Source organism: Streptomyces sp. Ru72, from assembly GCF_002920635.1.
In the GTDB taxonomy this organism is placed as follows: domain Bacteria; phylum Actinomycetota; class Actinomycetes; order Streptomycetales; family Streptomycetaceae; genus Streptomyces.
On the sequence record NZ_PQSR01000065.1, the window covers coordinates 13,228 to 32,963 of the forward strand.

Genomic DNA, 19,736 nt, shown 5'->3' on the forward strand with positions numbered 1-19,736 from the left:
CGCTCACCCCTGGGCGGCGGCCGTCTGGCTGCCCGCGGGCTCGGACGGCCCCGGCTCGACGAAGCTGTACGGCGGCAGCGGCCCGTTGACGCGCACGTCGAGGTGGGGGTGTGCCTTGCGGAGCTGTTCGACGGCGGCCAGGAACGTGTCGGCCGTGTCACGCGCCACCAGGAAGGAGACGTTGGCGAGCCAGCCGGTGGACTCGGGGCCCACGCTGACGGCCTCGGCGGCCGGCTCCAGGGCGCGCTGGAGCTCCCTGGCGTCCTCGGCCTCGTGGCTCTGCACCGCCGCCGCCACCATCTCGCCGAGCTTGAGCTTCTCCTCGTAACTTCCGCCGCCCGACTTGCGGTTGGCCTCCGCCAGGGAGCGCACCTCGGGGTTCTCGGCCATCACTCGGTGCAGGACGGCCTCCTCGTCGTGGCTGGCCTTGATGTTGTACTCGACCTTGCCGTCGAGGGTGCCGAGCCGCTCCCGGTAGTGGTCGGCGCGCTCTTCGAGGACGCCGGTGACGGCGTCGTCGTCCGGTGCGAGGCTGCCGAACCGCATGGGCAGGATCGGGCCGCCGGCGGCCGCCTCGCTCAGTACGTTCTGGTGGGCGAGCAGGTCACGGCGCTTGGGACGCAGCCCTTCGGGGGCGTCACTGACGATCGCCGCCAGCTCGCCCCGCTTCAGGACGCGCACCGTCCGGGCCGGGTCGCCGACGCCGCCCATGCCGTCCGGGAGCGAGGGGTGGTCGGCCGCGGCGATGCCGTAGACGTACGTGCTCACTCCTGTTCCTCCTTCCCGCGCGACGCCGTCGACTTACGGGTGCGCCGGCTCGGCTCGGTCTGAGCCTCCTCGCGGGCCTGCCGGAAGGCGTCGGAGATGGTCTCGGCGGCGCCGGACAGCGCGCCCTTGGACTTGCCGCGCGCGCCGGACTCCGTCATCTCCCCGACCAGGTCGGGCAGTCCGGGGTTCTTGCGCGGGCCCGCCTCCAGGTCGAGCCGGTTGCACGCCTCGGCGAAGCGCAGATACGTGTCGACGCTGGCGACGACGACCCGTACGTCGATCTTCAGGATCTCGATGCCGACGAGGGAGACGCGCACGAACGCGTCGATGACGAGCCCTCGGTCGAGGACGAGTTCCAGGACGTCGTACAGGCCGCTGGAGCCGCCTGAAGAAGTTTGCTGTGCCGGGACAACGGTCATGCCGACCGGCCCTCCTTGTCTGTGTGTCAGTGCGTGCGGCGGCTAACTGCCGCCGCCCCTGCGTGGGTCGGCCCTCCCGCGTTCGTAACGGCGAACGCGCCGGTACCCGGTGAGCTCGCCGTCGGTGGAGACGTCCACCTGGTAGCTCGCGAGCAGACTCATGGTGTCGGGGACCCGGGCGAGTTCCAGGACCTCGATCTCGAGCGTCCAGCCGTCCTCGGTGGGTTCGAAGGACGACACGGACTCGGCGGCCAGTCCGGTGAGCTCCGTGAACTGGGCGCGCGCATGGCGCAGCACCTCCATGGGGCTCGGCCGGCCGTCCGCCCGGTCGCTGTTCTCGGGAGAGTTGCGTGAATGTGTACGTGATGTGTTCGACATGGCCACCTCCACCACCGGGTGGCCACAAGGGCGTTGGCCAAACCTTCGGATTCCCGAGGGCGGCAACCGGGCTTCAACCGCGCAGGTCGTCGAGCCGCCGCCGGGCACGTGCGAGGGAGCGCCCCCGGGGCGGCATGTCCGCCCAGGGGTCGGTGCGGGCCTGGTCCACCGCGTCGGCGATGGTCCAGCGGCGGGCGTTCAGATCCGGGTCGTCCAACTGGCCCCAGGACAGCGGCGTCGCGACCGGTGCGCCCGGCAGCGCCCGTACGCTGAAGGGGGCGACCGCGGTCTGCGCGTACGCGTTGCGCTGGACGTCGAGGTAGAGGCGGTCGCCGCGGTCCTTCTTGCGGGCGGCGGTGGTGAGCAGGTCGGGGTGGGCACAGGCCAGGACGTCGGCGATGTCCCTCGCGAACCCGCGTGCCTCGTCGAAGTCGTGGTCGCCGCTGATCGGGACGACGACATGCAGGCCGCGTGATCCGGTGGTCATCAGGCCGGACGGAAGCCTCAGTTGGTCCAGCAGCTCCCCCACCAGCCGGGCGGCTGCGCGTACCTGGCCGAAGTCGCCGTCCGCCGGGTCGAGGTCGAGGACGATACGGTCGGGCCGCTGGAGCCGGTCGGCGCGGGAGAGCCAGCGGTGCAGGGTGAGACAGGCCTGGTCGGCGAGGTAGAGGAGAGTGGCGGTGTCGTCGCAGACGGTGTGGCAGACGGTGCCGCCCTCCTTGGGGAGTTCGACGCGCCGGATCCACTCCGGGTAGTGCTCCGGCGTGTTCTTCTGCATGAAGCGGGGCCCGTCCACACCGTCCGGGTGCCGCTCCAGCATCAGGGGCCGGCCCCGCAGCTGCGGCAGCATGAACGGGGCGACGGAGCGGTAGTACGCCACGAGGTCGGCCTTGGTGTACTCCTTCCCGTTCCCCTTCCCGGGGAAGAGCACCTTGTCCGGCCGGTGCACCTCGACCGTGCGGCGGCCGGCCCGCACGGTCCGCGTGCTGCTCATGTGGCTCCCCTCGTTCACGGCACCACGGCGTGCTCCACCAGCAGCCGGGCCGAGGCTGCGATCGACTCGGCGTCGATGCCGGCGGCGTGCAGCTGCTCCTCGGGGGTCGCCGAGCCCGGCATCGTACGGACGGCGAGGCGCACCAGACGCGGTACGGGCCGCCCGTCGAGGAACGCGTCGAGCACCGCGTCGCCGAGGCCGCCCTCCTCGCGGTGGTCCTCCACGGTGAGCAGGCAGCCGGTGCGGTCGGCGGCCTCGCGCAGGGTCTCGCGGTCGACGGGCTTGACCGAGTACAGGTCGATGACCCGTACGCGGATGCCCTGTCCGGCGAGGGCGTCGGCGGCCTTCAGCGCCTCATGGACGGTGACCCCGGCGGCGACGATGGTGAGCCGGTCCTCATGGGAGGCGCGCAGCACCTTGCTGCCGCCGATCGGGAACTCCTCGGTGGGCCCGTAGATGACCGGTGTCTTCCCGCGCGAGGTGCGCAGGTAGCGGATGCCCTCACGGCCGGCCATCGAGGCGACGAGCCGGGCGGTCTGGTTGGCGTCGCACGGGTACAGCACGGTCGAGTCGTACACCGAGCGGAACATCGCCAGGTCCTCGAGACCCATCTGCGAGGGACCGTCCTGGCCGATGGCGCAACCGGCGTGCGAGCCGACCAGGTTGATGCCCGAGCCGCTGATCGAGGCCATGCGCACGAAGTCGTGGGCGCGGGTGAGGAACGCGGCGAACGTGGAAGCGTACGGCAGCCAGCCGCGCGCGGCCATGCCGACGGCGGCGGCGACCATCTGCTGTTCGGCGATGTAGCACTCGAAGTAGCGCTCGGGGTGCTCCTTGCCGAAGTACTCGGAGCGGGTGGAGTCGCCGACCTCGCCGTCCAGGGCGACGACGTCGCCCCGCGCGTTGCCGAGCGCGGCGAGCGCCTGGCCGTAGGCGTCGCGGGTGGGAACCTCGTCCCCCAAGTCGTAGCGCGGCAGCTCCAGGTGGCCGCCCTGCACGGCGTGCAGCATGCGCGCGGCGGGCGGCCCCTGCACCTCGACGTGCAGGTCGCGTACGCCGCCGAGCTCCGCGATCGCCTCCTCTGCGTCCGGCAGCGGCTTGCCGTGCTGGCCCTCGCGGTCCTGGACGGCGGTGACGCCCTTGCCCTTGAGGGTGCGGGCGAGGATGACGGTGGGCTGTCCCACCGTGGACTCGGCTTCGGCGAAGGCCCGGTCGACGGCCTCGACGTCGTGGCCGTCGACCTCGACGGTGTGCCAGTCGAAGGCCTTGAAGCGGCGTGCGTAGGCGTCCAGATCGTGGCCGTGGCGGGTGGGTCCGCGCTGGCCGAGCCGGTTGACGTCGACGACGGCGATCAGGTTGTCGAGGTGCTCGTAGCCGGCGTGCTCGGCGGCCTCCCACACGGAGCCCTCGGCGAGCTCGCTGTCGCCGCACAGCACCCACACGCGGTAGCCGGTGCGGTCGAGTCGCTGCCCGGCGAGCGCGATGCCCACGCCCACGGGCAGTCCCTGGCCGAGGGAGCCGGTGGCGGTCTCGACCCAGGGCAGCCGGCGCGGCGTGGGGTGCCCCTCCAGACGGCTGCCCAGTTTGCGGAAGGTGAGCAGCTCGGTCTCGTTGATCGCGCCCGCGGCCTTGTACGCGGCGTACAGGAGGGGTGAGGCGTGTCCCTTGGAGAGGACGAACCGGTCGTTCGCGGGGTGGGCGGGCCGTTCGAAGTCGTAGCGCAGGTGGTGGGCCAGCAGGACGGCCATCAGGTCCGCGGCGGACATCGAGGAGGTGGGGTGCCCGGAGCCGGCCGCCGCGGAGGCGCGGACGCTGTCGACGCGCAGCTGCTGGGCGAGTTCGGTGAGCTGACGGGTGTTCATGTCTGTTCCTCCTTGCCCGGGTTGCCGTTGCCGTTGCCTCCCGGCACGCGAGCCAGTTCGGGCGAGGACGACTCCAGCGGGACCGACCAGGAGCGCACCAGCCCCAGCTGGACGGCCTGGCGCGGCAGGAGGGCGTCCAGCAGCCAGTCGGCGGCGACCCGGATGCGGTTGCCGGGCATCGCGGCGAGGTGGTAGCCGTGCGTGACGGCCGAGGCGAGCGGCCCCGACAGCGGCACGCCGAGCGGGGCGGCGGCGGCCTGCGGGCCACCGAGGTCCACGACGAAGCCCAGGTCGCGGTGGCGGTAGGCGCGCCGGGAGCCGATGCCGAGGGAGGCGGCGACGTTGCGCGCGCAGACCTTGCCGTGCCGCCACGCGTGCTGCGCCGTCATCGGTGTGTACTGGCCCGGGTTCTCCAGGTCGGGTACGGCGGCCGCGTCGCCGCAGGCGAACACCTCGGGGTGGCCCGGCACCTGCAGGTAGGGGTCGACGAGCAGCCGGCCGCGCTCCAGGGGCTTGCCGAGCCCCTCCACGAACGGGTCGGGGCGTACGCCGACGCACCACACCAGCGTGCGGGTGTCGACGAACTCCCCGTCGGTCAGGAGGACTCCGTCATGGGTCGCCTCCTTCACGGAGGTTCCCATCCGCACGTCGACGCCGCGCTTGCGCAGGACGCGGTCGGCGGTGCGGGAGAGCCGCTCGTCCATCTCCGGCAGCACGCGCGGGGCGATGTCCAGCAGCATCCATCGCGGCTTGATGCCCTGGCGCAGCGGCTGCTTGCGCACGAGCGCGTCGGTGTACCGCTTGCCCTGGGCGGCGACCTCGGTCCCGGTGTAGCCGGCGCCGACCACCACGAAGGTGCAGCGTGCGGCGCAGGTCTTGGGGTCGTCGGACGTGGCGGCCAGTTCGATCTGGCGGGTCACGTGGTCGCGCAGGTACAGCGCCTCGGGCATGCCCCGGAAGCCGTGGGCGTGCTCGGAGACGCCGGGGATCGGCAGCAGCTTGTTGACGCTGCCGACGGCGAGGACGAGCCGGTCGTAGCCGAGGGTGCCGCCGTTGCCCTCCGGGTCGGTGTAGTGCACGGTGCGCGCGTCGAGGTCCACGCCGTCGGCCTCGCCGAGCACCAGGCGGACGTTGCGCAGGGTGCCGGAGAGCGAGACGGCGACCCGTCGCGGTTCCAGGATTCCGGTGGCCACCTGCGGCAGCAGGGGCAGATACAGAAAGTAGTCCGTCGGGTTGAGCAGAGTGATGTCGGCCCGGTGCCGGGTCAGCCGGGACAGGGTGCGGGCCGTCTGGTACCCGGCGAATCCGGCACCGACGATCAGGATGCGGGGTCGACTCACGATGCGCCTCCGGCGTTCTCGCGCGTACGTCGTCTGCCTGGCGGACGCACGGATGCGCCACCCGTGCGAGACCTTCCGCGTCCCCCGGGTCAGGGCGCCCAAACGCCGCCGGGCGTGCGTTTCGTCCAGGTCCCGCACGGTTACCCGGCCGGTGACCGACGCGGTACCCCCTCCCCGGAGGTTCACCCATGACCGAGTACGGCTACTTCCTCTCGTGCGAGGAGTTCGGCCCCGCGGATCTGATCGAACAGGCGAGGATGGCCGAGCAGGCCGGTTTCCAGCGGCTGTGGATCTCGGACCACTACCACCCGTGGAACGACGCACAGGGCCAGAGCCCGTTCGTGTGGTCGGTGATCGGTGCCCTCTCGGAGGCCGTGTCGTTGCCCGTCGAGACCGCGGTGACCTGTCCGACCGTACGGATGCACCCGGCGGTGGTCGCGCAGGCCGCCGCGACGAGCGCGGTGATGACCGGCGGCCGGTTCCGGCTGGGCGTGGGCTCGGGTGAGGCGCTGAACGAGCACATCCTCGGCGATCCCTGGCCGCCCACGACCGTGCGCCTGGAGATGCTGGAAGAGGCGATCCAGATCATGCGCCGGCTGTTCAGCGGAGAGCAGGTCACCCACCACGGCACCCACTACAAGGTGGAGAACGCCCGCCTCTACACGGTTCCCGACGAGCCGGTCCCGATCGACATCTCCGGTTTCGGGCCCGAGGCGACGGCACTGGCGGCGCGCGTCGGCGACGGCTACATCACGATGATGCCCGAGGAGTCGATGGTGACGCAGTTCCGCAAGGGCGGCGGCGGCACCAAGCCGGTGAGCGGGGGCGCGAAGGTCTGCTACGGCACGGACCGCGAGGAGTGCGTGCGGACGGTCCGCGAGCTGTGGTCCAACGAGCTGCTGCCCGGCGAGATGGGGCAGGTGCTGCCGACGCCGAGGCACTTCGAGCAGCTGATGCCGCTGGTCTCGGAGGACATGGTGCGGGAGAACAGGGTGTGCGGCGACGATGTGGACGAACACGTGTCCGCCCTCACCGCGTTCGTGGACGCGGGCTTCGACGTGGTCTACGTCAACCAGATCGGCCCGGACCAGCGCGGCTTCTTCGACTTCTACCGGACGAAGGTGCTGCCGCAGCTGCCGCGGTGACCGCGGTCGACACGGGTGAACCCCGGGGTACTCCCCCGGGGTTCACCCGTGTCCGTGCGCTCAGCCACGGCGCCGCAGGCCGGCCGCGGTGACCGCGGCACCCAGGCCCCCGGCCAGGATCCCCGCCCCGATGCGCGTCCGGTTGCGGGACAGCCACTCCTCCACGCTGTCCGGACGGGACTCCGCGTCGAAGCGGCCGTGGGCCCCGTAGTCGTGGCCGTGCGGTCCGTCCGCCGGCGACCACAGGTTGCCCGCGGTGCCGTGCTGACCCTCGTCGCGCTGAGCGTCGAACCCCGTACGGGCGAGGTAGCGGTCCAGCAGCCCCGGGGCCACGGCGTTGGCGATGAGCGTGGCCGCCGTCGACCCGCCCACCCAGTACTCCCGGCGCCGCGGGTGCCCGGCCGCGTGGACGATGGCGCGTGCGGCGACCTCCGGCTGGTAGACCGGCGCCACCGGCCGCGCCCGGCCCGGCATCCGGCTGAGCACCCAGTCGAACTGCGGGGTGTTGAGCGCGGGCATCTGCACCATCGTCGTGCGCACCTTCGAGCCGTCGTGCAGCAGTTCGCAGCGCAGCGACTCGTTGAAGCCCTGGATCGCGTGCTTGGCGCCGCAGTACGCCGACTGCAGCGGGATGCCCCGGTAGGCCAGCGCGGAGCCTACCTGAACGATCGTCCCGTGGTCCGCGGGCAGCATGTGCCGCAGCGCGGCCCGGGTGCCGAACACATAGCCCAGGTACGTCACTTCGGTGACCCGGCGGAACTCGTCCGGAGCGACGTCCGTGAACCGCGCGAAGACACCGGCGAACGCGTTGTTGACCCAGACGTCGATCCGCCCGAACTCCTCGACGACCTGCTCCGCCGCGTCCTCGACCGCCCGCGCGTCCGACACGTCGACGGGGACGACGAGCGCCTCACCCCCGGCACGCCGCACCTCGTCCGCGGCCGCGGCGAGGCCCTCGCGTCCCCGGGCGAGCAGAGCGACCCGGTCGCCCCGGGACGCGAAGGCCACCGCCGTGGCCCGGCCCACACCGCCGCTCGCCCCGGTCACCACGACTGCCCTGCGGCGCTTCGGCAGGGCTCCCGACCATGCCTTGGCCATGGCGGCTCACCGGGCCCGGTGCTGCGGTGCCTGGGGGTCCGCTCCGGGACCTGCGGTACCCGGCGCGGCCGGATCGGTCACGCCCGGCGTGGGCGGGGTGTGCGGCATCGGCGGGTACGGCGTCCCGAGCCCGCTCTGCGGGGCGGCGGGCGGCGTTCCGCGCAGGCCGGAGGCGGCGTGGTGCGACGCGGCTCCGTGCCCGCCGGCGCGGGCGGCGCCGCGCAGCAGGTAGGCGGCCACGCCGAGCACCGCCGCCGTGATCAGCGCGGCGGCCCAGCCGGGCAGTGCCAGCGCCAGCGCCAGACCCAGGGCGAGCGCCACCCCGGCGCCCGCGTACAGTCCGGTGGCGCCGGAGGCCGCGTAGAGCGCGGCCGTGCGGCGCTGCTTGCGGGTCTGCTCGCGCAACTCCTCGCGCACGGCCTCCCGGGCCACCTGCGCCAGCTCGTCGACCAGATGCTTGTCCAGATGTTCCAGGTGATCCAAGCGGTTCATGTCCGCCGGGTACCCGTGCCCGCGCACGCGTAACGGCAGGTGCGCGCCCGGATCGGTGCGAAACGATCTCTCTCCCGGCCAGGTCGCAACTAGGCTCGTCGGCATGGTGATTCTGGGAGCCACGCTGCGTATCTGCGTCGACGACCTGGAGGCTTCGGTCCCCTTCTACGAGAGACTGACGGGCGCCCGCGCGCTCCGTTTCGAGCGCGGCGGTGTCTCGGTGGCCGCGGTCGGCTTCTTCCTGCTGATGAGCGGGCCCGAGTCCGAGCTGGAGATCCTGCGCAAGGTGGCGGCGACGATCGCGGTGGAGGACGTGGAGGAGGCCCACCGGGTGCTGAGCGACCTCGGCGCCCGTATCGTCGCCGGCCCGGTGCCTACCCCGGTCGGCCGCAACCTCATCGCCGTGCATCCGGACGGTTCGGTGTACGAGTACGTGGACCGGCGTCAGGGGGAATGACGCACTCCAGCCTCGTAAAGGCGTCGAAATCGCAGGGAAACACTGTGGCGGGACTCTTCCGTGCAACCGCACTGCCCCGGGCCTCGGGCAGGTGACGCGAGCTCGCGGAAGAGGGAAGGTTCATGACGGACATCGTCGACAGGCAGACGCCACCGGACACCACGAGCCGGACGTACAACGGCTGGACGCGGAACGACACGCTCGAGGACTACTCGCTGCGCTACGCGCCGAAGTCCTTCCGCCGCTGGACGCCGTACGTGGTGGCCACCACGGCCCTGGGCGGCATCGCCTACCTCGCGGACTTCGCCATCGGGGGGTCGATCGCGATCTCCAACGGGTTCTCCAGCGCCATGGTGGCGATCCTGGCGGCGGCGGTGGTCATCTTCCTCACCGGCATCCCTGTCTCGTACTACTCGGCGAAGTACTCCATCGACATGGACCTGCTGACCCGGGGCGCCGGCTTCGGCTATCTGGGGTCGACCCTGACCTCGGTCATCTACGCCAGCTTCACCTTCATCTTCTTCGCGCTCGAAGGCTCGATCATGGCGCAGGCCCTGGAGCTCGGCCTGCACATACCGCTCGCGATCGGCTACGTCATCTGCTCCCTGATCATCCTGCCGCTGGTGATCTACGGCATGACCGCACTGTCGAAGATGCAGGTGTGGACCCAGCCGATCTGGCTGGTGCTGATGGTCGCGCCGTTCGTGTCCATCGCGATCCAGGAGCCGGGGAAGTTCTCGGAGTTCACCCACTTCGCGGGCAACTCGCCCACCGGGTCGAGCATCAGCATGCTGGGAGTGGGCGCGGGCGCCGGCGTGGCGCTGTCGCTGATCGCGCAGATCGGTGAGCAGGTCGACTACCTGCGCTTCATGCCGGACAAGACGCCCGAGAACGCCAGGCAGTGGTGGGGCGCGGTGCTGTCCGCCGGTCCGGGCTGGGTGGTGCTGGGCGCGGCGAAGCAGATCGGCGGGGCGTTCCTGGCCTTCTACATCGCCGGCAGTGTGGGGCTCGCGAAGGCGAACGAGCCCATCCAGCAGTACGTGCACGGGTTCGGGACCTTCGCGGCGCCGGTCGCCCTGGGGCTGGCGACGTTCTTCGTGATCCTCTCCCAAATCAAGATCAACTCGACGAACGCGTACTCCGGTTCGCTGTCCTGGTCGAACTTCTTTTCGCGGCTGACGCACCGTCACCCGGGGCGCGTCGTCTACATCTTCCTCAACGTCGGTGTCGCGCTCGCGCTGATGGAAGGCGGCGTCTTCGGGTTCCTCAACACGGTGCTGGGCTTCTACTCGAACGTCGCCATCGCGTGGATCGGCGCGGTCGTGGCCGACCTGGTGATCAACAAGCCGCTGGGGCTCAGCCCGTCGTACATCGAGTTCAAGCGCGCGCACCTGTACAACTTCAACCCGGTCGGCTTCGGCTCGATGCTGATCGCCTCGGCGGTGTCCATCGCCGCCTACTTCGATGCGTTCGGTGCCTACGGCAAGGCGTACTCGCCGTTCATCGCCCTGTTCCTGGCCATGGTGCTCTCGCCGCTGTTCGCGGTGGCGACCAAGGGCAGGTACTACATCGCCCGCGTCGACGCCCTCGACGAGCCGCTGCTCGACGAGCGGGGGCTGCCCTCGGCGGCGACGCTGACCTGCTCGGTGTGCGCGGACACCTTCGAGCGCCCCGACATGGCGGGGTGCCCGTTCCACTCCGGCGCGGTCTGCTCGCTGTGCTGCAGCCTGGAGAAGGACTGCCACGACGCCTGCAAGAGCGGCAGGCGCAGCGGGCCGGTGAGCCTCGCGACGCCCACCGTACGGTCGGCGGACTGACGGCCGTACGGGGGCCATCACCGCTCAGGTCCCGCTCATGTGCGGACCATCTCGGCGGTGATGGCCCAGCGCTCGTGGTCCCGCCAGGCCCCGTCGACGAAGATCATGTCCGGTGAGAAGCCCTCCAGGCGGAAGCCACAGCGCCGGGCCAGGGCGATCGAGGCGGTGTTGCGGGGCTGCGCGTTGATCTCCAGCCGGTGCAGCCCCAGCGGCCCGAACGCGTACCGCACCACGACGTTCAGCGCCTCCGTCATCAGCCCGCGCCCGGCGGCGTGCGCGAAGGCACCGTAACCGAGCGCCCCGCTCTGGAAGCCGCCCCGGACGATGTTGTTGATGTTGATGTACCCGGCGATGGCCCCGGTCTCCTTCTCGCACACCAGGAAGCCCGCCCTCGTCGGGTCCTCGATCAGCCGCCCCGCGTAGGCGGCGTACTCCTCGGGGGTGGTCGGCGGGAACAGCCAGGGGTGGTGCAGCTCCCTGCTCTCCCGGGCCCGGGCGGTGAACTCGGCCGCGTCGCCGTGGGTGAAGGGGCGTATGCCCACGCGGGGGCCCTCGGCGAGGTATTCACGGGTGTCGGACACGGCGATACCGTACGTGATCCGCCGTCACCGGCGTCGGCTGACGAAAAGCGCGCCGCACAGTGCCCCGATCACCCCCGTACCGAGCAGCGCCAGCCACAGCGGCATCGTCACCAGCGGCACGAACAGCCGGATCCGGGTGCGCTGGGTGTTCTCGAAGACGAAGACCAGCACGAGCGCGGCCAGCACCAGGACGGCGACCCTGCGCGGCGTGAGGCCCTGCCGCCCCTGGTCCGTCCCGCCGCTCGTCGCGGCCCTGCGGGAGGTCTTCGGGCTCATGGACCCAGGATGGGCGGAACTGCCCGGCGCCGCCCGGCGGGTGGTCCGGACGGGTGACCGCGGAAGGGCGCACGGGAGACCGCTGGCCGCGGCGCACGGGAGGCCGGGGCGCACGGGTGGCCTCCGTCACGCCAGCGCCGGGACCTCCAGCGTGAGCGTCCCGTTGTCCGCGTCCAGTTCCGCGGCGACTCCGAGCGGCATCGTCGGGGCTCCCTCGCCGTGGCCGAACCCGAACCGCTCCACCACCGGTATCCCCAGCCCCCCGAGCCGGTCGGTGAAGACGTCGCGCAGCCGCTCGTACGGGCCGCACCCCTCCCAGGAGCCGAGCGCGATCCCGGTGACCCTCTCGAGCCGGCCCGACCGCAGGAGCTGGGTGAGGAGCCGGTCGACGCGGTACGCCTCCTCGCCGATGTCCTCGAGCAGCAGCAGCCCGCCCGTTTCCCGGGAGCGGGCGTACGGCGTGCCCAGCTCGGCCGCGATCAGGGCCAGGCACCCGCCGGAGGTGACGCCCCGGGCGCGGCCGGGCACGAGCGCGGTGCCGGAGGAGGTGATGGTCCGCACGGACTCCGGCTCGAAGAGGGTCGCCCGCAGGTGGTCCTGCGTCCGCGTGTTCTTGAGGAAGTCGGCGGCCGCCACCATCGGCCCGTGCAGCGTGACCAGGCCGAGGCGGGACGCGAACGCCTCGTGCAGCGCGGTGACGTCGCTGTAGCCGACCAGCACCTTGGGTCCGGCGGCGCGCAGCGCCTCCCAGTCGAGCAGGTCCATCATGCGCTGCACCCCGTACCCGCCGCGGGCGCACAGCACCGCAGACACCTCCGGATCGCACCAGGCGGCCTGGAAGTCGGCGGCGCGGTCGGCGTCCGTGCCCGCGAGGTAGGGGAAGTCGGGATGCCGGTCGAGCACGTGAGGGGCCACGACCGGGTCCAGGTCCCAGCCGCGCAGGATGTCGAGGCCGGCGGCGAGCCGCTCCTCGATCACGGGCCCGCTGGGCGCGACGACGGCCACGCGGGCGCCGGGGGCGAGTCTTGGCGGCCTGATCAGGTGGGTCACTCGGTGAGCTCCAGGGTGGGGATGCCGGGCGGGTTCAGCCCGAAGACCTGCGCGTACAGGGACAGTTCGGCCTCCAGGGCACGCACCATCGTCTCAGCCCGCCGGAAGCCGTGCCCCTCGCCCGCGAAGGCGAGGTAGGCGTGCGGGATCCGCCGCCCCTGGAGCCGGGCCAGGAACCGCTCGCACTGCGCGGGCGGGCAGATGGGGTCCTCGAGCCCCTGCAGCAGCAGGAAGGGGACGGTGATCCGGTCGGCGTGCTCGACGGGCGACCGCTCGGCGTACCGGCCGGGCACCTCGGCATACGGTCCGACCAGCGTCTCCAGGTACCGCGACTCGAAGTCGTGGGTCTCCCCGGAGCCCCAGCTCGCCAGGTCCAGGACCGGGTAGACGATGGTGCCGCAGGCGTACACGTCCGTCGACGTCAGGGAAGCGGCCGCCGTCCAGCCGCCGGCGCTGCCGCCGCGCACGGCGAGCCGGCTGCGGTCGGCGGTGCCCTCGTCGGCGAGGGCGAGCGCGACGGCCGCGCAGTCCTCGACGTCGACGACGCCCCACTGTCCGCGCAGCCGGTCGCGGTACGCGCGGCCGTAGCCGGTGGAGCCGCCGTAGTTCACCTCGGCTACGCCGATGCCGCGCGAGGTGAAGTAGGCGATCTCCAGATCGAGGACGAGGGGGGCGCGGCTCGTCGGGCCGCCGTGCGCCCAGACGACGTACGGCGGCGGCGCGCCGTCGAGCGCGACGCACTCGGGGTGGCGCGGCGGATGGATGTGCGCGTGGATCTCGCGGCCTCCGGGCCCGCTGAAGGTGCGGACCAGGGGCTCGGGGTAGTAGGCGGGGTCGACGGGATCCTCGTGCGCCGCGCCGATCACGCGGGCGTGGCCGGTGGCGGAGTCCAGTTCGACGACCTCGTACGCGCTGCGCGGGCCTGCACCGACGGCGACGACGCGGCTGCCGTGCACCGCGAGCGTGGCGGCGAACTCGGTCCAGGGTCCGGGCACGTCGACGACCTCGCCGCCGACCGGGTCGAGGATCCCGAGCCGGCCCGCTCCCCTGCCGTGCACCACTGCGACGGTGCCGTCGTCCAGAGGCGCGAACCACTGCAGTCCGACCTTCCACAGGGGCCCGCCGAACTCCTCCTCGCGGGGGCACAGCGGCGTGCCGTCCCGGTAGAGGTTCCACCAGCCGGTGCGGTCGCTCACGTACAGCAGGGATCCGTCGGGCGCCCATTCGGCCTGGGCGATGGACTCCTCGGGGCCGCCGGCGACCGTACGCGGCTCCGGGAGCGTCCCCTCGCCGGTGACCTCGGCGACGAGCAGCTCGGTGCCGTCCCACGGCATGCGCGGATGGTCCCAGGCGAGCCAGGCCGCGCGGCGCCCGTCCGGCGAGAGACGGGGTCCGGTGACGAACCGGTGGCGCGCGTCGGTGAGTTCGCGGACGGCGTCCCGGTCCTCGGCCGCCGAGCCGTCCAGCGGTACGGCGGCCGGCACCCGCCGCACGTCCGTGGGCGCGTCGCCGGTGAACTCCTCCAGCACACACCACACTTCACCACGTTCCAGGTGCAGCCGGGGGTCGACCCAGCGCAGTCCGCCGCCCACCGGCGACAGCGGGGTGAGCGGGCGCGGTCGGCTGCCCGGCGTCGCGGGCTCGTAGGCGTACAGCCGCTGGTCCGCGAAGTGCACGAACACCACGAGCGGCCCCTCGGGGCGCATCACTCCGGCCCAGGGCCGGCCGCCGTACTCCATGACCCGGCTGCGCACGTTCCACGGCGGGGGCAGGACCGACACCTCCCGGCCGTCCGCCGTGCGCCTGACCAGGGTGCGCCGGCCGCCCTCGGCGGGGCGGGGTTCGGTCCACCACGCCTCCTCGCCCACGAAGCCGACCGCCTCCGGCTGTCCGCCGTGCGCGGCGGCGAGGGCCGCGTCGACGGGCGAGGGCCATGCCCCGTACGGCAGGGTCCGCACCATCTCCCCCATCCCTCCTAGGCCGTGCGCAGAAAGCGGTCGAGGACGCGGACGCCGAAGTGCAGCGCCTCCACGGGCACGCGTTCGTCGACGCCGTGGAACATCGCCTGGTAGTCGTAGCCCTCGGGGAGCTTCAGCGGCGTGAACCCGTAGCCGGTGATGCCGAGGCGGGAGAACTGCTTGGCGTCCGTGCCGCCCGACATGCAGTACGGCACCACGTGTCCCTCGGGCGCGAACTCCTCGACGGCGGCCCGCATCCGCGCGAACGTCGGCGAGTCCACGGGCGCCTGGAGGGCGACCGTGCGGTGGTGGAACTCCCAGTCCACGTCCGGCCCGGTGAGTTCGTCCAGCGTCGCACGGAACTCGTCCTCGGTGCCGGGCAGGTAGCGTCCGTCGACGTGGGCGACGGCCTCGCCCGGGATCACGTTGATCTTGTAACCGGCGCTCAGCATGGTCGGGTTGGTGCTGTTGCGGACGGTCGCCTCGACGAGCGTGGCGGCCGGGCCGAGCTTCTTCAGCAGGCCGTCCACGTCGTCGAGGTCGGCCTCGAGCCCGTACAGGGCGGCGAGTTCGGTGAGCGCGGCGCGCACGGTGGGGGTGAGCCGGAGCGGCCATTCGTGGGCGCCGATGCGGGTCACCGCGGCGGCGAGCCGGGTCACCGCGTTGCTGTGGTTGACCTTGGAGCCGTGGCCCGCCCGGCCGCGCGCGGTCAGCTTCAGCCATCCGGTGCCGCGCTCACCGGCCGCGATCGGGTAGATCTGCCGTCCGTCGCCGTCGTGGAAGGTGAACGCCCCCGACTCGCTGACGCCTTCCGTGCATCCCTCGAAGAGGTCCGCGTGCCGGTCCGCGAGGAATCCGGAGCCGTCCTCGGCGCTGGCCTCCTCGTCGGCGGTGAAGGCGATGACGAGGTCGCGCCGGGGCCTGGTGCCCGAGCGCGCCCAGTGCCGTACGACGGCGAGGATCATCGCGTCCATGTTCTTCATGTCGACCGCGCCCCGGCCCCACACCACGCCGTCGCGCACCTCGCCGGAGAAAGGGGGCACGCTCCAGTCCGCGGCCTCGGCGGGCACCACGTCGAGATGGCCGTGGACGAGCAGGGCGTCGGCGGAGGGGTCGGTGCCCTCGAGGCGCGCGACGACGTTCGTCCGGCCCGGCGTGCGCTCCAGGAGCACCGGCTCCAGGCCGGCCTCGGCCAGGCGCTCGGCCGCGTACTCGGCGGCGGGCCGCTCCCGGCAGTCGCCGCCGCCGCGGTTGGTGGTGTCGATGCGGATGAGGTCGGACGTGAAGCGCACGACCTCGTCGAGTGCCTGCCGGTCAGCCATACTGTTCCTCCACCGCGGCCGAGACGATCGTGGTGACCGCCTTGAACGTCCGGATCCCCTCGTACATGGTCGCGCTCGTGTACGCCACCTTCCGCTCGCCGATGCGGTGCACCCCCGGCACGACGGTGGCGGCCATCGCCAGATGCTCGGCGTCGAACTCCAACGCGACGGTGAACGGCCCCGCAGCCACCGGCTCGTGACGCACCGCCAGCAAGGCGGCTTCCTTGGCCGCCGCGCGGATGTCGGCGGCGGTCCTGGCCGGGGTGCGGCAGACGGCCGCGTACCGCGACACATGGTCCTTCACCGCCACCTTCAGCGCCTCGGGTGCGTACCCGAGCGCGTCCTCACAGGCCACGTCGTCGCCGGTGACGAGGACGACGGGCACGCCGTACTCGGCGACGACGTGCGCGTTCAGCAGGCCCTCGCTGGCGCGGACGTCATTGAGCCAGACCCCCGTGACGGAGTTGGCGAGGTAGGTGTGCGCCAGCACCCCCTCCATACCGGCCCCCGCGTGGTAGCCGACGAACGCCACACCGTCCACGTCGCCGTGCTGCACGCCCTCCACCATGGACAGCGACTTGTGCCGCCCGGTGAGCATCTGCGCCCGCTCGTCCAACCGCTCGAGGAGCAGATTGCGCATGGTCCAGTGGGCTTCGTTGATCAGCACCTCGTCCGCACCGCCGTCGAGGAAGCCGAGCACGGCGGCGTTCACGTCGGAGGTGAACATCGCACGGCACCGCTCCCACTGCGGCGTCCCGGGCAACACGTCGGCCGGCCAGGTCACACCGGTGGCGCCCTCCATGTCGGCGCTGATGAGGATCTTCATGCTCCGTCACGTTACGCGTCGGGGAGGAAGCAGGCTACGAAGGCGAGACGGCCGACTCCGCCGTTCGGCACCTCGGGGAAGGGCGGCCGTCATGCGCGGACGGCCGCCCTCTGTCCGCTCGGCGTGTCGGACCATGGCCTCCCCCTGATCGGAGCGATCGGTCGGCTCTCACCACCACATGTCGTCAATGTGTGTTTCCGGTGCGATAGTTGTGAAGCGTCGGCCGGATGATCCGGCCGACGGGCTGACGATCCTGGGGGGACCAGTGACTTTCATTCGCCGTGCCGTCACAGCGGCCGCTGCTGCCGCCGCCGTGCTCGTGACGTCCGCGAGCTTCGCGTTGGCCACCGACGAGCAGCAGTCGTACATCGCTGCGGACGGCACGATTCAGGGATGCGTGAACTCGAGCGGCAACCTGCGCCTCGTCGAGGCGGGCTCCGCCTGCCGGCCCGACGAGCGGTCCGTCACCTGGGCGCAGAAGGGCGAGCAGGGCCCCGCCGGACCGAAGGGCGAGCAGGGACCCGCCGGACCGAAGGGGGACACCGGAACACAGGGGCCGGCGGGACCGGCCGGTCAGCAGGGAGACACCGGGCCGCAGGGCCCGGCCGGGCCGGCCGGACCCACAGGGCCGCAGGGACCCGCCGGATCCCCCGGTCTGGCGGGGGTGCACGTGGTCACCGTGAGGAAGGACGTCGGAGTCCTGGACATGGTCGACGTCGACGCCACCTGCCCGGACGGGGAGATCGCCACCGGGGGCGGCTGGTACCTGCCCAACGGCGCTGCCCAATCGTATGGTCCGGCGCTGCACTCCAACCCGATCCTCTCGGGCACCACGCCCGTCGGCTGGACCGCCGGGTTCACGAACGGCGGCTACGAGCCGCACCTCACGGCCTCCGTCTACGCGATCTGCGCCAAGACCGGCTGACGATCGGGTCAACGGCGCGTGACCGGTCCCCCGACCGGTCACGCGCCGACTTGACGATCCCGCGACGCCCGGCCGCTCAGCGGTAGAGCGCCGGACGCTCGATCAGCTCAACCTCCGTGCGCCGGCCCTCGGCCTGCGCGCGCACGCCCGCCTCGCAGACCGCCGCCGCCGCGTAGCCGTCCCACACGCTCGGACCGGTGACCTCGCCGCGCCGGGTGGCGTCGACCCAGGCCTGCACCTCGCGGTCGTAGGCCTCGGCGAAGCGCTCCACGAAGTCCGGGGCGATGGTGCCGCCCCAGCGGCCCGCCATGTTGGTGACCATGGCGTGCCCGTCCCCGATCCGGGCGGTGCCCGACTCGCAGACCACCTCGGCCTGCACCTGGTAGCCGAAGCCGCAGTTGACGAAGATCTCGACGTCGACCAGCGCGCCGCCGTCGGTCTCGAAGACGACGAACTGCGGGTCGGACAGCCCGTCGGGCGCGTTGCCCGACGGTGTCGGGCGCAGCACCGTCACCGCCGTGATCTCCTGGTCGAGCAGCCAGCGGGTCACGTCCATCTCGTGCACGACGGAGTCGTTGATGAGCATCGCCTCGGTGAAGCCGGGCGGGCTGCCCGCGTTGCGGTGCCGGTTGTGCAGCATCAGCGGCCGGCCCAGCTGACCGCTGTCCAGCAGCGCCTTGAGCTTGATGTACTCGGCGTCGTAACGCCGCATGAAGCCGACCTGGACGCGCCGGTGACCCAGCTTCTGCTCGGCGTCGAGGATCCGCAGCGCGGAGGCCGCATCCGGGGTGAGGGGCTTCTCGCACAGCACCGGCAGGTCGTGCTCGAAGGCGGTGAGCAGGGCGGCCTCGTGGGCGGGGCCGGGCGAGGCGATCAGAACGGCGTCGACGTCGGCGGCGGCCATCGCGGCGGCCGGTTCGGTGTAGGCGGTGCAGCCCTCGACGCCCGCGGCGACGGACTTGGCCCGCTCCGCGTCGACGTCCACGACGGCGGCCATCCGCGCCCCGCTGATCACCTCGTTGATGCGGCGCACATGGTCGGCGCCCATTCTGCCGGTCCCGATGACGGCGACTCCGAGCGTTCCACGCTGAGTCATGGTGTTGCTGGTCCCTTCGGGGGTCAGGCGCCGCAGGAGCGGAGGAACTTGCGGGTGCGGACGGCGATGGGCAGCGGCTTGTCCGGCTCGCAGGGGTACATGTCCTGCTCGACGATGGCGAACAGGTCGACGCCCAGGCCCTGCGCTGCGGCCAGGACCGGCTCCAGCGCGGGCACGCCGGCCGGCGGCTCGCACATCACGCCGCGCTGCACGGCGGGCCCGAACGGTACCCCGTTGCTGACGACGTCGGCGAGGATGTCCGGGTCGACCTGCTTGAGGTGCAGATAGCCGATGCGCTCGCCGTAGGTCTCGATCAGCTTCACGCTGTCGCCGCCGCAGTAGGCGTAGTGCCCGGTGTCCAGGCAGAGGTTGACGAGGTCGGAGTCCGTGGAGTCGAGGAAGCGCTCGACGTGCTCCTCGGTGTCGATGTGGGTGTCGGCGTGGGGGTGGACGACGATGTCGAGGCCGTAGGTCTCCTTGACCTCGTGGCCGAGCCGCTCCATGCCCTTGGTCAGGTGCGCCCACTGCTCGGAGGTCAGTTCCGAGGGCTCGAGGATCTCGGCGGTCTTGTCGTCCCGCCAGAAGGAGGGGATGACCACCAGGTGCTTCGCGTCCATGGCCTGGGTGAGGGCCGCGACCTGGCTGACGTGCTCCCAGGTGGACTCCCACACGGACGGTCCGCGGTGCAGGGAGGTGAAGACCGTGCCGGCCGACACCTTCAGGTTCCGCTTGTTCACCTCGTCGGTGAGCCGCGCCGGGTCGGTCGGCAGGTAGCCGTAGGGGCCGAGTTCGATCCAGGAGTAGCCGGCCTCGGCCACCTCGTCCAGGAAGCGTTCCCAGGGCACCTGCTGGGGGTCGTCGGGGAACCAGACGCCCCAGGAGTCCGGGGCGGAGCCCACCCGGATGCGGTCCAGGGAGGGGACAGTGGTCAT

At 72.1% G+C, this 19,736-nt stretch carries 20 protein-coding genes; 4 read left to right on the forward strand and 16 right to left on the reverse strand.

Annotated elements, in window-relative coordinates:
* Positions 1–3: 3 nt before the first annotated feature.
* The 6 genes from C3488_RS26010 to C3488_RS26035 form a co-directional block, all read right to left on the reverse strand.
* The gene (locus C3488_RS26010) at positions 4–768 is read right to left on the reverse strand and encodes a GvpL/GvpF family gas vesicle protein (RefSeq protein ID WP_103843338.1); all 765 of its coding nucleotides are present in this window, start codon (positions 766–768) and stop codon (positions 4–6) included.
* Positions 765–1,187: a gas vesicle structural protein GvpA gene (locus C3488_RS26015; RefSeq protein WP_103843339.1), complete on the reverse strand. Its 423-nt coding sequence runs from the start codon at positions 1,185–1,187 to the stop codon at positions 765–767. Before C3488_RS26015 ends, C3488_RS26010 begins: the two co-directional genes overlap by 4 nt.
* 42 nt (positions 1,188–1,229) lie before the next feature.
* Positions 1,230–1,565 (reverse strand): gas vesicle protein, encoded by a 336-nt coding sequence (locus C3488_RS26020; RefSeq protein WP_103843340.1) that lies wholly within the window; start codon positions 1,563–1,565, stop codon positions 1,230–1,232.
* A 73-nt stretch (positions 1,566–1,638) separates the two neighbouring features.
* Complete coding sequence (gene ligD, locus C3488_RS26025) at positions 1,639–2,559, reverse strand: non-homologous end-joining DNA ligase (protein ID WP_103843341.1); 921 nt, start codon at positions 2,557–2,559, stop codon at positions 1,639–1,641.
* 14 nt (positions 2,560–2,573) lie between these two features.
* The gene (locus C3488_RS26030; protein ID WP_103843342.1) at positions 2,574–4,421 is read right to left on the reverse strand and encodes a transketolase; all 1,848 of its coding nucleotides are present in this window, start codon (positions 4,419–4,421) and stop codon (positions 2,574–2,576) included.
* Complete coding sequence (locus tag C3488_RS26035) at positions 4,418–5,761, reverse strand: NAD(P)/FAD-dependent oxidoreductase (protein ID WP_103843367.1); 1,344 nt, start codon at positions 5,759–5,761, stop codon at positions 4,418–4,420. Before C3488_RS26035 ends, C3488_RS26030 begins: the two co-directional genes overlap by 4 nt.
* Positions 5,762–5,949: 188 nt before the next feature.
* On the opposite strand from C3488_RS26035, the gene C3488_RS26040 reads away from it, so the two are divergent.
* Entirely contained in the window at positions 5,950–6,906 is a 957-nt protein-coding gene (locus C3488_RS26040; protein WP_103843343.1) for an LLM class F420-dependent oxidoreductase, read from the forward strand.
* Between the two features lie 60 nt (positions 6,907–6,966).
* Here C3488_RS26040 and C3488_RS26045 read toward each other — a convergent pair whose 3' ends face one another.
* Together C3488_RS26045 and C3488_RS26050 are read right to left on the reverse strand one after the other, a co-directional pair.
* Positions 6,967–8,004 carry an SDR family oxidoreductase gene (locus C3488_RS26045; protein WP_103843344.1) on the reverse strand — a complete coding sequence of 346 codons (1,038 nt, stop codon included), beginning with the start codon at positions 8,002–8,004 and terminating at the stop codon, positions 6,967–6,969.
* A gap of 6 nt (positions 8,005–8,010) precedes the next feature.
* Positions 8,011–8,496, reverse strand: coding sequence for a phage holin family protein (locus C3488_RS26050; RefSeq protein ID WP_181139199.1), 486 nt, complete (start codon positions 8,494–8,496; stop codon positions 8,011–8,013).
* A gap of 103 nt (positions 8,497–8,599) precedes the next feature.
* Here C3488_RS26050 and C3488_RS26055 point away from each other — a divergent pair, with 103 nt between their 5' ends.
* Together C3488_RS26055 and C3488_RS26060 are read left to right on the forward strand one after the other, a co-directional pair.
* Positions 8,600–8,953, forward strand: coding sequence for a VOC family protein (locus C3488_RS26055; RefSeq protein WP_103843345.1), 354 nt, complete (start codon positions 8,600–8,602; stop codon positions 8,951–8,953).
* 122 nt (positions 8,954–9,075) lie between these two features.
* Complete coding sequence (locus C3488_RS26060; RefSeq protein ID WP_103843346.1) at positions 9,076–10,770, forward strand: cytosine permease; 1,695 nt, start codon at positions 9,076–9,078, stop codon at positions 10,768–10,770.
* Positions 10,771–10,805: 35 nt separating this feature from the next.
* Here C3488_RS26060 and C3488_RS26065 read toward each other — a convergent pair whose 3' ends face one another.
* From C3488_RS26065 to C3488_RS26090, 6 genes are all read right to left on the reverse strand, one after another.
* Positions 10,806–11,351: a GNAT family N-acetyltransferase gene (locus C3488_RS26065; RefSeq protein ID WP_103843347.1), complete on the reverse strand. Its 546-nt coding sequence runs from the start codon at positions 11,349–11,351 to the stop codon at positions 10,806–10,808.
* A 24-nt stretch (positions 11,352–11,375) separates the two neighbouring features.
* Positions 11,376–11,627 (reverse strand): LapA family protein, encoded by a 252-nt coding sequence (locus C3488_RS26070; RefSeq protein WP_103843348.1) that lies wholly within the window; start codon positions 11,625–11,627, stop codon positions 11,376–11,378.
* 126 nt (positions 11,628–11,753) lie between these two features.
* Positions 11,754–12,677, reverse strand: a complete 924-nt coding sequence (locus C3488_RS26075; RefSeq protein ID WP_103843349.1) for an LD-carboxypeptidase — start codon at positions 12,675–12,677, stop codon at positions 11,754–11,756.
* Entirely contained in the window at positions 12,674–14,647 is a 1,974-nt protein-coding gene (locus C3488_RS26080; RefSeq protein ID WP_103843350.1) for a prolyl oligopeptidase family serine peptidase, read from the reverse strand. Before C3488_RS26080 ends, C3488_RS26075 begins: the two co-directional genes overlap by 4 nt.
* 5 nt (positions 14,648–14,652) lie before the next feature.
* Positions 14,653–15,957: a M20/M25/M40 family metallo-hydrolase gene (locus C3488_RS26085; protein ID WP_103843351.1), complete on the reverse strand. Its 1,305-nt coding sequence runs from the start codon at positions 15,955–15,957 to the stop codon at positions 14,653–14,655.
* Positions 15,950–16,783 carry a M55 family metallopeptidase gene (locus C3488_RS26090; RefSeq protein WP_103843352.1) on the reverse strand — a complete coding sequence of 278 codons (834 nt, stop codon included), beginning with the start codon at positions 16,781–16,783 and terminating at the stop codon, positions 15,950–15,952. The genes C3488_RS26085 and C3488_RS26090 overlap by 8 nt, the downstream gene beginning before the upstream one ends.
* Before the next feature lie 265 nt (positions 16,784–17,048).
* On the opposite strand from C3488_RS26090, the gene C3488_RS42410 reads away from it, so the two are divergent.
* Entirely contained in the window at positions 17,049–17,708 is a 660-nt protein-coding gene (locus tag C3488_RS42410) for a hypothetical protein (RefSeq protein ID WP_308460691.1), read from the forward strand.
* Between the two features lie 76 nt (positions 17,709–17,784).
* Here C3488_RS42410 and C3488_RS26100 read toward each other — a convergent pair whose 3' ends face one another.
* Together C3488_RS26100 and C3488_RS26105 are read right to left on the reverse strand one after the other, a co-directional pair.
* Positions 17,785–18,804, reverse strand: coding sequence for a Gfo/Idh/MocA family protein (locus C3488_RS26100; protein ID WP_103843354.1), 1,020 nt, complete (start codon positions 18,802–18,804; stop codon positions 17,785–17,787).
* A gap of 23 nt (positions 18,805–18,827) precedes the next feature.
* Positions 18,828–19,736: a sugar phosphate isomerase/epimerase gene (locus C3488_RS26105; protein WP_103843355.1), complete on the reverse strand. Its 909-nt coding sequence runs from the start codon at positions 19,734–19,736 to the stop codon at positions 18,828–18,830.